Origin of the sequence: Marinitoga sp. 1155, assembly GCF_001021175.1 — a bacterium.
GTDB lineage: Bacteria > Thermotogota > Thermotogae > Petrotogales > Petrotogaceae > Marinitoga.
Genome location: NZ_AZAX01000055.1, coordinates 22,780 through 38,852, shown reverse-complemented (window position 1 = coordinate 38,852; position 16,073 = coordinate 22,780). Strand labels below are relative to the sequence as shown.

9 protein-coding genes are annotated in these 16,073 nt (G+C 28.7%); 3 read left to right on the top strand and 6 right to left on the bottom strand.

Annotation, left to right across the window (positions count from 1 at the left end; translation table 11 throughout):
* Positions 1 to 2: 2 nt before the first annotated feature.
* On the top strand, positions 3 to 857 hold the full coding sequence (locus X274_RS10990) for a hypothetical protein (protein WP_047266883.1): 855 nt from the start codon (positions 3 to 5) through the stop codon (positions 855 to 857).
* 63 nt (positions 858 to 920) lie between these two features.
* Here X274_RS10990 and X274_RS10985 read toward each other — a convergent pair whose 3' ends face one another.
* From X274_RS10985 to ackA, 3 genes are all read right to left on the bottom strand, one after another.
* Complete coding sequence (locus X274_RS10985; protein ID WP_047266882.1) at positions 921 to 3,674, bottom strand: ABC transporter permease; 2,754 nt, start codon at positions 3,672 to 3,674, stop codon at positions 921 to 923.
* A gap of 14 nt (positions 3,675 to 3,688) precedes the next feature.
* On the bottom strand, positions 3,689 to 4,354 hold the full coding sequence (locus X274_RS10980; protein ID WP_047266881.1) for an ABC transporter ATP-binding protein: 666 nt from the start codon (positions 4,352 to 4,354) through the stop codon (positions 3,689 to 3,691).
* 484 nt (positions 4,355 to 4,838) lie between these two features.
* Positions 4,839 to 6,059, bottom strand: a complete 1,221-nt coding sequence (gene ackA, locus X274_RS10975) for an acetate kinase (RefSeq protein WP_047266880.1) — start codon at positions 6,057 to 6,059, stop codon at positions 4,839 to 4,841.
* 331 nt (positions 6,060 to 6,390) lie between these two features.
* On the opposite strand from ackA, the gene X274_RS10970 reads away from it, so the two are divergent.
* Positions 6,391 to 7,671: a Glu/Leu/Phe/Val family dehydrogenase gene (locus X274_RS10970; protein WP_047266879.1), complete on the top strand. Its 1,281-nt coding sequence runs from the start codon at positions 6,391 to 6,393 to the stop codon at positions 7,669 to 7,671.
* A gap of 76 nt (positions 7,672 to 7,747) precedes the next feature.
* Positions 7,748 to 8,356 carry an NUDIX hydrolase gene (locus X274_RS10965; protein ID WP_047266878.1) on the top strand — a complete coding sequence of 203 codons (609 nt, stop codon included), beginning with the start codon at positions 7,748 to 7,750 and terminating at the stop codon, positions 8,354 to 8,356.
* 21 nt (positions 8,357 to 8,377) lie between these two features.
* On the opposite strand, the gene X274_RS10960 is transcribed toward X274_RS10965, so the two are convergent.
* The 3 genes from X274_RS10960 to X274_RS10950 all read right to left on the bottom strand — a co-directional run bounded on the left by X274_RS10960 (position 8,378) and on the right by X274_RS10950 (position 16,069).
* Positions 8,378 to 9,607, bottom strand: coding sequence for a hypothetical protein (locus tag X274_RS10960; protein WP_047266877.1), 1,230 nt, complete (start codon positions 9,605 to 9,607; stop codon positions 8,378 to 8,380).
* Position 9,608: 1 nt separating this feature from the next.
* Positions 9,609 to 13,115 carry a hypothetical protein gene (locus X274_RS10955; RefSeq protein WP_047266876.1) on the bottom strand — a complete coding sequence of 1,169 codons (3,507 nt, stop codon included), beginning with the start codon at positions 13,113 to 13,115 and terminating at the stop codon, positions 9,609 to 9,611.
* 389 nt (positions 13,116 to 13,504) lie between these two features.
* The gene (locus X274_RS10950) at positions 13,505 to 16,069 is read right to left on the bottom strand and encodes a hypothetical protein (protein ID WP_047266875.1); all 2,565 of its coding nucleotides are present in this window, start codon (positions 16,067 to 16,069) and stop codon (positions 13,505 to 13,507) included.
* Positions 16,070 to 16,073: the final 4 nt, after the last annotated feature.

Sequence of the window (16,073 nt, the reverse complement as noted above, 5' to 3'; positions counted from 1 at the left end):
ATATGAAAAAAATAATAATAGGTATAATAGTTATAATGAGTATAATTTCCTTTGCAATAAAATCCGACATTGTTCCGCAACACGATAAAGGCTTATTTGTTAATTTTGAAAGTATTGGATATTCAGTTTCAAATTTAGAAATATCCACAGCACCATTACTCGATATACTTGGTGTATATAACCTCGGATTAAGATATTATTTAACAGATCTCATGGTTTTAAATATCAATGGCGGTATTATAGATCCTTTTGTGTTTCCTTCTTATTTTGGACAACCACGACCTGATAATGGATATCTCTATATATATTATTTAAATGGATATAACCATAATAATTTTAATTTTGGCAAATTTTCTTTAAAAACACACGCACAGGCATCTATGTATGGTATAACAATGAAGTTTGAAGATCCAGATTTACAATTTAACCTTGGACTTAATTCAATAATTGCAAAGGGATTTTCACAGCTTGGATATTATATAACAGATTCTTTAGAAATTTTTGGAGGAATTGAAGGCGGATATTTATTAGCAGTAAATGTTAACCCTGATCCAAATGATCCAGATTTTGACGCTTTTATAAAAAAAGCAAAAGAAGATTCTTTATATTCTATTTCAAGAGCAGGAGTTCGATTTTATTCTGGAGATGTCTTCGGCCTGGAACTTGGTTATAGACTAACTCTTATACAGGGTGCTTTGCAATTTTTGCAAGGATATAACCCTACAGATTATCTTTATAATTCCGTCAGCATGGTTTCAATATATACACAAATTCTTGATCAAGAAGACCCTCTAAAAGATATTAATATTCCTTTTATTACCACTGATTATTATTTATCTTTTACTGTACGATTTTAAATATTATAAATTGAAAACAAAAAATCGCAGATTGACAATCTGCGATTTTTTTATAGTTTAAGTTTAATCCAAAGCTCTCATGGCTTCATTTGGAGAAAGCTTTGACGCTGATTTTGATGGTAAATATATAAATAAAACTGAAATTATATAAAAGGATATCGACGTTATAAATAATTTTAAATAAGGAATTTGAAAAGTTATACCTACATCTTCAAATAACTTTTGAAAAATCAAATAACTTGTAAAAATACCTGCTGAATTTCCAATAATAAGCCCAAGGATTATAATAATAGATGATTCTATAAAAAAAGATAAAAATACCATATTTTTTGTAAAGCCTATTGCCTTTAACATTCCTATAACTCTCCTTCTTTCATTGACAGCTTTCATCATTGTAATTGCAATTCCAATAATTCCTATCATAAGTCCAAAATATAAAAATGAATTGAATATACTGACCATTCCTTGAGATGCTTTTAATCCTAAATTAAGTAAATCGTCTACAAAAATGTAAAACTGATTTTTCTTTTTAAGATATTCCTCTACCTGCAATTTATATTCAGGATAAATTGAAAAAAAGAAACCATGAACTGCATTTTTTTTATACTTTTCCAACTCGGGGTTTTTTAAACTTATTACAGGTCCCATTGCAAGTGTTTCACTTATTTTTGAAGTTATTGCTACTATTTTATAGGTTATAGTGCTTTCTGATGAATTTGATGTTTCACTTTTATTAGGACCAAATGTTTGAGCTGGTATATATGCGGTATAAGTCTTACCAAGTTCAAAATTGTAACCATATTTTGGATCAGTTAATCTCTCAGGCATTATAGCATAACCTGGATTATTATAAATTTCCAGCCATATTTCATCTTCTGAAAGTCCTTCAAATATACTTTTTTTTATTTTTATCTTATTTTTTGTAAAAAATTCTTTTGAACCAAATACTATTCCATAATCATTATTGTTTTCATGTGCTACTATAAAGTAAAATTCTCCAACATCTTTAATACCTTTTACACTTTTTAAATCTTTTTTTGATATTTTAATAGGCAAAAGTGTTGTAGGCATTTCAACAACCACTCCATCAAATCCTGCAAACAAAGAATCTCTGGATCTTTTTAAATGTTTTTGTTGGATGTATGGAAGTATCGTTAAAACCACTATTATAAATATAACCATACTATATAAAGTAATAATTGCTCCTGTTCTTTTTCTATTCCTCATAGGATATGAAAAAGCTATTTTCAATATGGGCACAAATTTTCCTTTCAATTTTATCAATTTCAATAAAAATATTTCTATAAATTTTAAGTTAAATGTGACAATCATAATCGCAGAAAGAAGTATTAAAAAACTTTTTATTCCCAACATAATAAAGCTATCTATTTTTAATATTAAGGAAATTAAAAATATTAAAATAGATAATATATTTTCAATAACTATCTTATATTTCCCAAATTTACCTTTTTTCTTTTCTTCCTCTAAATCTTTAATAGCATTTACAATATTCAATTTACCTATCGAATATGAATACCAGAATGTTATTGTCAAAGGAAGAAATACTCCCACTACAACTCCAATTAATATAGAGTTTAAAGATATATAGTATGCATCAATTAAAGGAATTTCTCCTATTATATTTTCAAAAGATGATAATTCCTTAAATAACGAGGTTACTTTTGAAAAAGTTAATCTGGAAATCAACAATCCAGTCGCTATACCTAATGGTATAGAAAATAATGTATAAAATATACTTTCATAGAATATTACATTTCGTATATCTCTTCTTTTAAATCCTATCGCTCTTAATACTCCTAACTCTCTTTTTCTTTCACTTATAAGCATTGAATACATATTTGTTATCAATACTCCACCAGAAATTATTGAAAATAGACTTAAAGCCAGAAAGATATAAGATACCCCTCCACGATCAACAGCTTTTATTTGATTTGACTTTACCGGTATAAATTCAGCTTTTATATTCATTTGTTCATATATTTTTTTTACTTTATCTGTTAATTTATTTCCTTCAATAAAGTCGCCTTTATTTGAAATTAAAATCTGAAAATAATGATTTTCCGGAACCCTTGAAATTTTTCTCCCTGCATTTAACGTAACAAATACCGTACCTATACCATTATTCGCATCCAACCCCCTATAATTTAATATACTCTTTAAATCTATAATTTTTACAACTTTAAAACTCCTGGGAAATAATAGATTTATCGGTGATGCTCCTGTAATTATTTCTATATATTCTCCTTCTGAAACTTTAAGTCTTTCAGCTAACCTTCTGGTTATAATGGCTTCATTATCTCGTAATTTTAAAAATTCTGATGGTATTTTTATTTCTTTTTCACCAAAATTTTCAATTAAGGTATAATCCATCCCAACTATACTTGCCTGAGATAATTCAGAAATTTTTAACCCTCTAATATTTCCTTTTTTTGTTACAGGAAACAACTTAAAATAAATAGGAATAACACCATCTATCAAATCTTCTTTTTCTAATTTTTCTATAAAGGGTTTAATATCTTCATAATTTATACTAACCTTTGAATTTATAACTTCATCAATTTCACCAAAATACAAATCAACGCTTTTATATATATAATTTTTAAAGGAATCATTCATACCTAATGATCCTATAATGAATGCAGCACCTATCATTGACCCTAAAATCATTAAAAATGATTCTCTTTTTATTCTAAATATATTTCTAAAGGATATTTTCAAAATATGTGGACTGAAAGATGCTTTTACAAAAAAGAATACTAAAATTACTACTATTATTAATAACAATATAATAACCATGAGATCACCTCATTTCATTCAGATAACCATCCACTATCCATTTTCAGAATTCTTTGAGTATATTCTGTAATTCTGGGATCATGGGTAACAATAACAAATGTTTGTTTATTTTTTTCATTTAATTCTTTTATTAAATTCATAATTGTTATTCCTGTTTTTGTATCAAGAGCTCCTGTTGGCTCATCAGCCCATATAATCTTTGGTTCCGCAACAAGAGCCCGGGCAATTGCTACCCTTTGTGCTTCTCCACCACTTAACATATTGGGAAAATTTTTCATCCTATCTTTTAATCCAACTTCTATTAACATTTGTTCTGATCTCTCTCTGGCCTCTTTTTCATTATAACCAAGTATTAATAAAGGTAATTCCACATTTTCAACAGCATTTAATACTGGGATTAAATTGAAAAATTGAAAAATAAATCCCATATTTTTTGCCCTAAAAGTTGTTAATTCATCATCCTTCAAAGAGGTTATATTAACATCGTTTATAATAACCTTTCCTTCTGTTGGCTTATCTATTCCAGATAAACAATTTAAAAGTGTAGATTTACCAGAACCAGATGGCCCTAAGATAGAAACCATCTCACCATCTTTAATTTCCAGATTTATTCCTTTCAAAGCATGAACTTCAACACCTTCATTTTTATAAATTTTTTTTAAATTAATTGTTTTTATCATAATTTTTACCTCCTGCTATAAGTGCACATCTGCGGTGTTACACGCTACCACGGATATTTGATGATATGTAATCAAACTGCCTGAGTGAATTTGACTTTTTAGATATTCTAATCACATATATGGTGTCCAATTAGTAAAGCAAGCGAAAACTCGCAGATTGTCCATACACGCTACCGCGGGTATTGGTTTAAATATTTTTGATTTTATAAAAAACTTTTGAGCTATCGCTCACCTTTTCCCTTAGATTTTTTATAAAAAATCTAAGGGTAAAATTGAGTGAAGCCGAACATGGATGTGAGTCTGATACGACCGGCGATAATGAGCTATTTTTGAGGATTAACAATCAAGGTTTGAGCGACTTTATTTTTTGGACATCGTAATCACATATTCTCTAATATAATTATAACACTTTTATAATAAAAATATAATAAAAAATTTGACATAACAAAAAACGAGAAGACAAAAGCCTTCTCGTTTTTTTATATTATATTTTTAATTCATCCAATCCTTTTTCGATTATTTCCTTTGTATCTCTGGCTATCATTAATTCCTCATTTGTCGGCACTACCATAACTGTTACCTTTGAATCTTTTGTGGAAATAATCTTTTCTTCACCTCTTACTTTATTTGCTTCTTTATCAACTTCTATTCCTAAATATCCAAGATAGTTTTCAATTATTTCTTCTCTCATTATAGGTGAATTTTCACCAACACCAGCAGTAAATACTATTGCATCAACACCGTTCATTGCAGCAACATATGCTCCAATATACTTTGCAATTCTATATTCATATATATCAAATGCCAATCTACATACTGGATCACCTTCAATTGCATTATCTTCAATATCTCTCATATCACTACTAAATCCTTTAGTTAATCCCAAAACCCCACTCTTTTTATTTAAAATATTAACAACTTCTTTTGCGGATAACCCTTCTTCTTTTTCCAAAAATTCAACAATTGCAGGATCAATATCACCACTTCTTGTACCCATTACCAATCCTTCAAGTGGAGTGAACCCCATTGATGTATCTACAGAAACTCCATTTTTAACAGCAGCAACAGAAGCTCCATTACCAACATGTACAGTTATAATTTTCAATTCATCATATGGTTTTCCTAAAATATCTGAAGCTCTCTTAGCTACATATCTATGACTTGTTCCGTGAAAACCATATCTTCTAATTTTGTATTTTTCATAATATTCATAAGGTATTGCATATAAATATGCTTTTGATGGCATTTTTTGATGAAATGCTGTATCGAAAACTCCAACCTGTGGTACGCCTGGTAATAATTTCATTGCAGATTTAATTCCCATTATATTTGCAGGATTATGCAAAGGAGCAAGGAAAGATAGTGCTTCTATGGTTTTTAATACTTCATCAGTAATTTTAACTGAAGATGCAAATCGTTCCCCTCCATGAACAACCCTATGACCTACTGCATCTATTTCTTTTAAATCTTTCAATACACCATATTTTTCATCTGTTAATAAGTCTAAAACAAGTTTCAAACCAACTTCATGATTTGGAATTTCATGTTCTAAAATATGTTTTTCGCCATTTACTTTATGAACAATTCTTGATCCATTTATACCTATTCTTTCAACTAAACCTTTCGATAAAGCTTTTTCTGTTGTCATGTCTAATAATTGATATTTTATAGAAGAGCTACCAGAGTTGATAACGAGTACTTTCATTTTTCTTCCTCCTTTTGGAATTTTTATCACATTCATTATATCAAATAAATTTTTAAAATACAAAACAAGTTATTTTTGTTTAGATTAACTCATAAGTAAATGAAAAGCATTAGAGTAAAAAATTAAATATTAAGTTAATAAAAACACCAATTATCAATAAGAAATTTTTTTCGTGAAAAATTTTTCATATTATATAATCTAAAGAGATTTTTATACCTAATCTAAAATAAATACGCATATATGGCTGGAAATCACTCATATACGGCTTGTTTTATTTGGTAAAAAATTTTAAAATTAAAATGAAGTTATTTTATCTGAGGAGGGTGCTGGCATGAGCTTATTTGAAAATGCATTGAAACAGTTTGATAAAGCATGTAAAGTAATGGATTTAGACCCAAATTTACAAGCAGTACTTTCAAAACCAAAAAGAGAACTAACAGTTAATTTCCCTGTAAAAATGGATGATGGTTCAATAAGGGTATTCACCGGACACAGAGTTCAACACAATATTGCTAGAGGACCTGCTAAAGGTGGAATTAGATATCATCAGGATGTAACTTTAGACGAAGTTAGAGCTTTAGCTTTCTGGATGACCTGGAAATCTGCAGTTGTAGATATCCCATATGGTGGAGGTAAAGGTGGAGTTACAGTAAATCCAAAAGAATTATCTGACGGAGAATTGGAAAGACTATCAAGAAGATTTTTCTCAGAAATACAGGTAATTATAGGTGAAGATAGGGATATTCCTGCACCAGATGTAAATACCAACCCACAGGTAATGGCATGGTATATGGATACTTATTCAATGAATGTTGGACATTCTGTACTCGGTATTGTTACAGGTAAACCTTTAGATATAGGTGGTTCTAAAGGAAGAACTGAAGCTACAGGTAGAGGCGTTAGAGTATGTGTTGAAGAAGCGACTAATTACTTAAGAGACAAAGGTGTATTTACAAAATCAAATGAGCAATTAACAGTTGCTGTCCATGGTTTCGGTAACGTTGGTACTTATGCTGCATTATTGACAGCAGAAGAATTAGGTATGAAGGTTGTAGCATTCAGTGATAGTTCAACAGGCGTTTATAAAGAAGATGGATTCACACCAGACGAAATAAGAGATATTATGGATTATATCTCTGCAAGAAAAACCAGATTAAACGATTATGATGGAGAAGTTAATTTCAAAAAAATTACAAATGATGAATTATTAACTTTAGATGTTGATATTTTAATTCCAGCTGCTATTGAAAACGTCATAACAGAAAAGAATGCTAAGGATGTTAGAGCTAAATTAATAGTTGAAGGTGCTAATGGCCCTATTACTCCTGAAGCTGATGAAATATTAAATGAAAAAGGTGTTTTAATTGTTCCTGATTTCCTTGCAAACTCAGGCGGAGTTACTGTATCTTATTTTGAATGGGTACAAGGCTTACAATATTACTTCTGGGAATTAGAAGATGTTAGAAATGCATTACACAGAAAAATGAAAGATGCTTTCTGGTCAACTATTAAAACTATGGAAAAATATAAAACAGATATGAGATCTGCAGCATATGTTATTGCAATTGAAAGAGTTGCAACTGCTACAAGATTAAGAGGAATATATCCATGATTAAATGCCCCAAAAGGGGCATTTTTTTTATTATGATATAATATATAATAAAAATATTATTTTCTGGAGGAATATCATGGATATAAACGATATTAAAATTTTATTTAGGGGAGAAAATGCGCACTTCACAGAGGATTTGAAAATTTTTTCTGTAATGGTTCCATTGCTTAAAATAAATAATAAACTGCATATTCTATTTGAAATAAGATCAAATAAATTAAGTCAGCCCGGAGAAGTTAGTTTACCTGGTGGAGCAGTTGAAAAAAATGAAGCTCTCTATAGTGCAGGAATTAGAGAATTAGAAGAAGAGGTTGGAATCACACATGAAAAAGTTGAAAAAGTCGCCCAGTTAAATTATTTTTCAACGCCATTTAATTTTATCATTTATCCATTTTTAGTATATATTAAAGATTTTAAAAACTCCGATCTAAAACTTAATTATGATGAAGTTTCTGAAATTTTCTTTGTCCCATTAGATTTTTTTATAAATTATTCTCCTTTAAAATATAAAGTTGATGTAAAAATGGTTCCTCCTGAAAATTATCCCTATCATTTAATTCCGAATGGAAAAAATTATAATTGGAGAAAGGGTTTTTATAAAACCTATTTTTATATATATAAAGATAAAATTATATGGGGATTAACAGCAAAAATTATTTATAATTTCATAAAAAAGCTCCCTTAACGGGAGCTTTTTATATACCAGTTATATACCAGCTGCTACATTTAATTCAAAAGATAAATTATTAAAATCAAAAACATCTCCAAAATCTGCTGTGTTACTTTTAACAGAAACATTTAAATCCAATATATGCAAGTTAATTCCAAAACCGGTATTTAGTGACCAATAATCTATATTATTACTAATATCAAACCAGAATGGTATAAACAATAAATTTCCATCTATATTAATACCCCATGCCAGCCCTTTTTCAAAAAAATATTGCAAATGTGGTGTTATATCAAAAAGAAAATTAAATGTATAAAAAGCAGAAATATTCATCGGTAAATCTAAAGAAATTTCCGGATATTCTTTGTCTAATGTTTCTGATATTTTTTCTATTATTGGTGTAGCATTATCTGAAATTACTTTTAAATCCGCTACATTTAGATTACCGGTAGCTTCTAATGTATATTCATACTTAACTTTAGCTTTATTTAAAACTATATCATTTAATGACACTCCCCATCTATCTTTTTTTGAAATATAACCAATACTTATCTTTGTTCCAGAGTACTTCATAATATCATTATAACCCAAATCCATATTTCCATTATCAATTAATTTATCCAAAATTCCAAACGAACTATAAACCTTTCCTGATAATGAATAATCTATATTTAATGTTGCATTTTCTATATCCGGCGTTTGTTTAAACGTTATATTTCCTCTCAAAACTGCAACGGGAGCAAAATTCGATATATTTATTCCAATTATAGAATTTTTACCAATCCAGGAAAAGTAATTATTATCTTCTAATAAAATATCTGTATTAATAATACCTTCTCCACTCAAATCTACTAAATCACCATTTTCAACATTACCATATGATATTAGTTTAATTAAATCATTTGGCAGAGATAATTTTGTATTTGAATATAAATTAAATGATTTAGCATAAGAAAACATCCATAAATGGAGTTTTCCATACATTAAAGCATTTGCCTCTAAATTAATATCAAGATTTTCCCCTTTTAAATTATCATATATTTCATTAAAGTCTATTATCATTTCTTCTTTAAAAAAATCTCCAAAATTAATAAATGGCTGTTCAAAATCTACAGTTAAATTCCCTCCAATATCTATAAGATTCCTTGTTCCATAATCAAATAAGGCAGGGTTGAATGAATAATTCCATGGTTTATTTATTGTTGGATTTGAAAAAGTCAGAATACCTATAATAAATATAAATAATATAATACTAGTTTTTTTCATATTATTCACCACCTTTTAATAAATCAGCATTTATATCCGTTACCACTTCTATCCAGGCATTTAATTTTAATTCTCCACCAGACCTAAATTCCTGAGTTTTATCTGGCGGTATATAGCCTATAAAATCAATATAATACGGGTTGTTATTTATAATTTTATCTATATCATCCTTTGTAAATTTAATTATAAGTTCATTTACACCATTTTCAAGCTCAATATCTTTCTCATATAAAAATGTACCGTTTTTATTTTTCCCTGTTATTTTTAGTCCTGGAGTTAATCCCGTTGTATTATCATATTTCAAATGAAGGACCAATTCCCCTTGATTTCCTATGACAACATCAAGTGGTAAGTCTGATTCGTCATCTCCTTCTTTTCTTCCTAAAATATCATCTTTTCCTTCAATTTTAATTATTTCCAGATTTTCGTTTTTTAGGAGTTTAAAGCTCAATGGTATGGTTAAATCTATTTTAAAATCAAATACAAAATTACTTAAATCCTCTAAAGATACATTAAGATCACTTGATTTTATTGCCATATATACATTTTCGCCTTTAAGCACAGTTTTTAAAAATTCTGTAATATCTTTGTTTATTGAGGTCTCATCAAATACTACATCTGTTGTTGTGGTTTCTACAGTATTATTAACAGTATAGGTTGCAATTAATGTAATATAATTATTTTCATTCACTAAACTATCTGGTATAGTTCCTATAATTTTTGCATTAAATCCTTCAATATCAATATCATTTAAGGTTAATGTTGTATCTTCTGAAATAGGTATTTCAAAGTTCAAAGGGTCAGATTCCGGGATAATATCTTTATTTATAGGTTTCACAGATGCATCAAGTTTGTAATCGAGATTAATAGTTGCTGATAATGTGTACGTATTTCCTGGTGTTAAATAATTTGAAGGGTTTGATATATTTATAGTAATAATATTATTTGTTTCATCGTAATTTGCAGGTGATGCTTCAAACTCAAAGTTTAAAGGGTTGTCTAAATCTATTGTTTTATCGGTTAATGAAACTTCGTGAGTATTGCTATTTTCCATTACAAAAGTATCATCAATACCAAATTCCGGTATTTTTATAGATACATTTATACCAACAGGCAATTCATTATTCCAATCAATATTAATAGCGGAAGTTCCTGTAAAAGTTATGGAATTCAATAAATCTTTTGCCTCAGCAGGGAATTCGATTTTTTGAATATTACTTATGTTTAGATTCTCATCTGTTGAAACTTCAGCATATTTGATTTTTGGATTATTTAAACTAATATTTGCTGTTATCTGAGAACCGAGTTCTAATCCCTGTATGGATTTTATACTTACTCTGTCAATTGTAATATTTGCAGGACTTCCTAACTCTAAATCAGTTAGATCAATTAAAGCTGTTCCTTCAGAAGAAACGCTCATAGAAGTTTTATTTGTATCATATGTTAGCGTTCCGCTTATGCTCATAAATTCCGCATTATTAAGTGTAATTTCTATGTTTCCAGAGCCAAATATTACTTTTTTTATTTCTGAAGGTAAATTTATATCCTGTAAGATATTTGTTGTTAATGTAGCTTCTGATATAGATAAATTGTCAAGTGTTGGCGAAACAGATAAAATGTTTCCAAAATCTAACGGATTTGATGAAAAATCTATAGTCATTTGAGTGATATTTAATGTAGCATCATCTGTTCCAGTTAATAGTTTATTGCTTAAATCTACGGCTATTTTTCCTGCAGATGTTAAAAGATTAATATCCTCATTTTTAGTTTCTAAAACACCTGTAATACTTGTAAAGCTCCCTGTATTCAGCGCAGCGTTAAGAGCTCCTGTTTTGAATTTAACGTTTTCAATATCGTTAGGTAAATCTATTCTTTGTTTTATGGATTTATTTAAGGTCACACTTATTATAGCAGGTTTTTCTATAGAAATATTAGCTGTTAATGAACTGGTATTTAATCCAGCATTACCAAAATCTAGATCCAGCTTTTCAACAATTATTGTTGCATCATTTGTTTCTTTTCCGGTAAGAACTAAATTATCCATATTTAATATAGCGCCATCATTATTTAATTCAAATTGTTTTTCATTATCTGATGTACCATCATTGTATACCATTTTTGCAACAATTGAACTAACAACTGTATCTGTTATATTTAAAGATATATTTCCTCCAGAAAGAGAAACGCTTTCTATATCATCAGGTAAATTGATATTTTGTGTGTTGTTAACAACTACCCCTTCTATTTTTTTTACAGTAATTTCTGGAGTGATGGTAATAGTAGGAGATTTTGTGAAATCAATATTTGATTTTTCGTTATCAGTGTTTGTAAATGTAGAATCAATAGTGAATTCAAATGATCCATTTGGCGGGAGAGACTTTGATTGGAATGCTAATTGTGAATTTGAATTGAATATTCTATGTGTTAACTCAATGCTTTTTGTTATATCATATTTATATAATACAGTAGCTTCAAATTCTGTTTTTACATTTTGCCATTCAGCAGGTAATTCTATATTAATATTAAAAGTTCCATCAATTGTAATTGTAGAGAATGAGGTTGTTCCCATATTTGGATCAATAGTTTGAGAAATATTTTTTGTTGCAGAGAACTCAATATCTTCTGCTGCTTTTATTTTTGTACCAGCAGAAAAGCTTAAATTATCAGCTATAAGGGTTCCGTTATTTCCACTGCCTGAGGTTATAGTAGCTCTTAGCGTAATAGTTGCACCATCTGAAATAAACTTATCTGAAAGGTCAAAGATTAAATTTCCAGGGCTATTAGTAGATAATGATAATATATTACTTGTTATTACTGAGTTATCAGGATTTGTTATAATTCCATCAACCTCAACACTTGCAGAATCATCATTATTTGTTACATCTAAAGTTAAACTTCCTGTTGAAAAGACAAGTTTTGAAAATGAACCGTTAGAATTTATTTTATCTGAAGTAGAAGAGCCATTCCCAGCAGTGCCTGCAACCGGAATAGATAATTCAATTGTAGGTAGTTCAATACCAGCATTGTTCACATCAATTTCTCCAACGGTTATATCCGGATTGGAAGGTTCTGGATTTAAATCAGGAACATTAACATTTATATTTTGTGGGGTAAAATCAAAATCTGGAACGCTAACATTAATTTCATTTAAGGATTTAATTGATGGAATGTCAATTGCTATAGGATCAATTGAATCAATATCTGGAATTGATATGCTCTGATTAATTGAAGTACTAAATGCATCTATTTTTTCAAAAGACTGACTCATATCAACATTTAATCCCGTTGCATATTTTATAGTCTGCACTCCACCTACAGACTCCACTGTGGCACCGGTTAAAATATCTTTAATACTTTCTTCAATGTTTATATAATTATCCAGTGATATTGTCGTAGCAGCCACAGGAACGCCTATTCTGGGCTTGGTTTTTACTTTTATCGATTTTACACATGATGCTAAGGATAAAATTAATATAATTATCAATCCTATAATAATACCTTTTTTCATAAAATCACCTCTAATTTTATTATTTTTTTAGATATTCTAACAATCTAATATCCAAAAAGTTCAACAAAACTATATTGTCTAAAAAGTCTAAAATGAAACGAAGGCTCGAAGATTGCCCTTAACGCACCTACGGTGGGTTAGCCGTCAAAAAAACAGGATGTTTTTTTGAGTGAAGCTTTTTCATGGATGAAAAATCTGAGCGACGGCTGAGAATGAATAATTTTAAGGATAATCAATAGAGCTGCCTGAGTGAATTTGACTTTTTGGACATCGTATCTATTTATTTTAAATTTAATATTGATTTAAATTTAATATTAATATAATTATACCACAAATAATTGTAAAATATACAAAAATCCCTGCATTTTTTATGCAAGGATTAATCTTTATTAAAATGAAATAGCAAACTTTGCATATGCATTGATTTTTCCTTCCTGATCAGTATATGAATCTGGCAATTGCAATTGTGCTCCAATCTGGAAAGATGTAATACTTACATTAAAATTCATTTTCATATCTATTTTGTTAGTATCGGAATAAATATCTTCTGGATTATTCTTATCTGTTTTTTTAATATTGGTATAAGCTCCCTGTATTAACTTTGTCTTTAACCCTATTCCCATCTCTGTCGTAATAGTATCTTCCTCCTGTTTTTGTTTATAGGAACCATTTATCCCTATAGCCCACAAGGTTATATTCGTTTTTGCCCCATAAGTTAAAAGAATACTCTGGCTATTGTTTATTGTGTCATTAACATCTTTTAATCCAGCATCAAAAGATAATTTTATTGAAAAATTATCTGTTTTAAATCCCATATTTTTTAATGATGCAGAATATCCGACTATTGTCTTATCCTTTTTATCATTATCACTCACTTCTGTAGCGCCATTTGTAATTAAAAATTCTGCATTATTTGTTTGATGTTCAAATGAATATTCTCCACCTAATGTACCCAAAAATCCTAATTTCAAACTTGCTCCAAATTTATATTTTTCTGTTATATTTCTTAAATCATCCTTTGTTGGTGAAGTTATTTTTTCATCTCCAAATATATCATTTAACGGATTAATTTTATTGATTAATTCATTTGTATCCATTGTTCCCAGAGCAATTCCTGAAACCTCATCTAATCCTACTAATGTTGTATTGTCCTTTTTTAATTCATACTCTCCTTTTAAGTTTAAAACCCATATTTTCTTTTTAAATTTAGCTCCATATTTCATTACATTTGATGGCGCTGAAACTCCCAATGATTTATAATTTTTATCTGCTTTTAAGTAATATAAATCAAGGCCAAGGAAAGGAACTTCACTTTCCAGAGAAATAACTGTTCCTAATAAATATTTATCTGTAACTGCTGATATTATACCATTTGATATTGGGAAATAATCAAATGTTTTTGGGAAAACATCTTCTATTTGTTTTACATAACCTTCTACTGTATCTTTTATTGATGGATCGCCAGCTATAACTGCAACCTGTGATGCCATATCCGTTACACTTATAATATTTGAAGAATCATCAACGTATATATCCGCGCCAATATTGGATTTTAAATTAATTAATCCTAAATTGATTTCTGTATTCAACCCTAATAAAATATTTTGTTTTGGAGTTACTGTATCAGGAATTTTAAACAATGATTTTATATACCTATCGTCCTGAGCCCCCTGATAATCAGAAATTACAGAAACATCTACATCCGTTTTTAATATTTCAAAAAGGTTTATCCCTGTTTTTATACCAGCAAAATATCTTGGATAAGAGGTCTCAAATACTCCAACATCACTATTTCCAGCTGCAAATTCTGCCTTCGCCAGATAAAAATCCACCTTTGCATAATGACCTCTTACATTATAATTATTTACAGTTAAAGGATTAAAATTAATTTGATTATCAAAAAATTGATATTTTAAAAAAGCTAAATCCATATAAACGCTCAAAGAATTCGTTACATCGATGTTCCTTGGTAATTCATAAATAGTATAATCATCCATAGTCAAGGGGTTTATTAACCTTAATGCGTCTTTCAAATCATAATTTAATTGATTTGAAAAGTCTTTAAATAACTGAACAATGTCTGTACTTTCCTGAGAAAATGTTGTTCTGAACCCTAAATTAAATACCCATAATCTCAGGTTTGACCCTAAATTAATATCCTGAGAAAATTTCATCTGTAATGAGTCGATAATATTTTTTTCTACCAATTCATTTGTGGTTGATATTTTACTTTCAAATTTAAATTCAGAAGCTAATTCATAACTTTTATTAAATGCAAATTCAACTAATGGTGGTCCTTTCTCCTTCATTATAACTTTTATTTCATCTGGATTAGATACATTACCTTTCTTATCTGCAACTTGAATATATATATTATATTCGCCAAAAGGAGCATTAGTAAGTTTATATGTTAATAAATTTCCTTCTAAATTATAATTTTCTATTTTTTTATCATTAATTTTAAAAGAAATGCTTTTCGGATCTATTCCTGTTTCATTTTCATCCAGTAAAATAGCGATCGGTATTAATTCATTATCAAAAAATTTTTGTCCCGCTAGTGGTGAAATGAATTTGATTTGAGGTTTTAATGTATCTGGCAATACTTCAAACTGATAATATTTACCAAATCCTTCTGGAAATCTCTGAACTATTCCTTTATCATCAACTAATTGAATATAAAAATTGTATTTTGTAGCTGTAAGCAGAGCTGCCGGTATGACAGCTTCCGCAGAACTTTGAAAAACTCTTAATTTTAATATATTAAATTTTCTTTCATCATATGCTCTAAAAAACAGCTTAGCTTCATTAAAAGTTTGACCTGATTTAAAATTAACGCTTATCTTTACATTTTGCCCTTCATATACTTCTTTATCATATATAACTTCCTGAGAAAAAGCAATTGCTGAAATCATTAATATTAATATTAATATTAATATTCCTAAATTTCTTTTCATAATA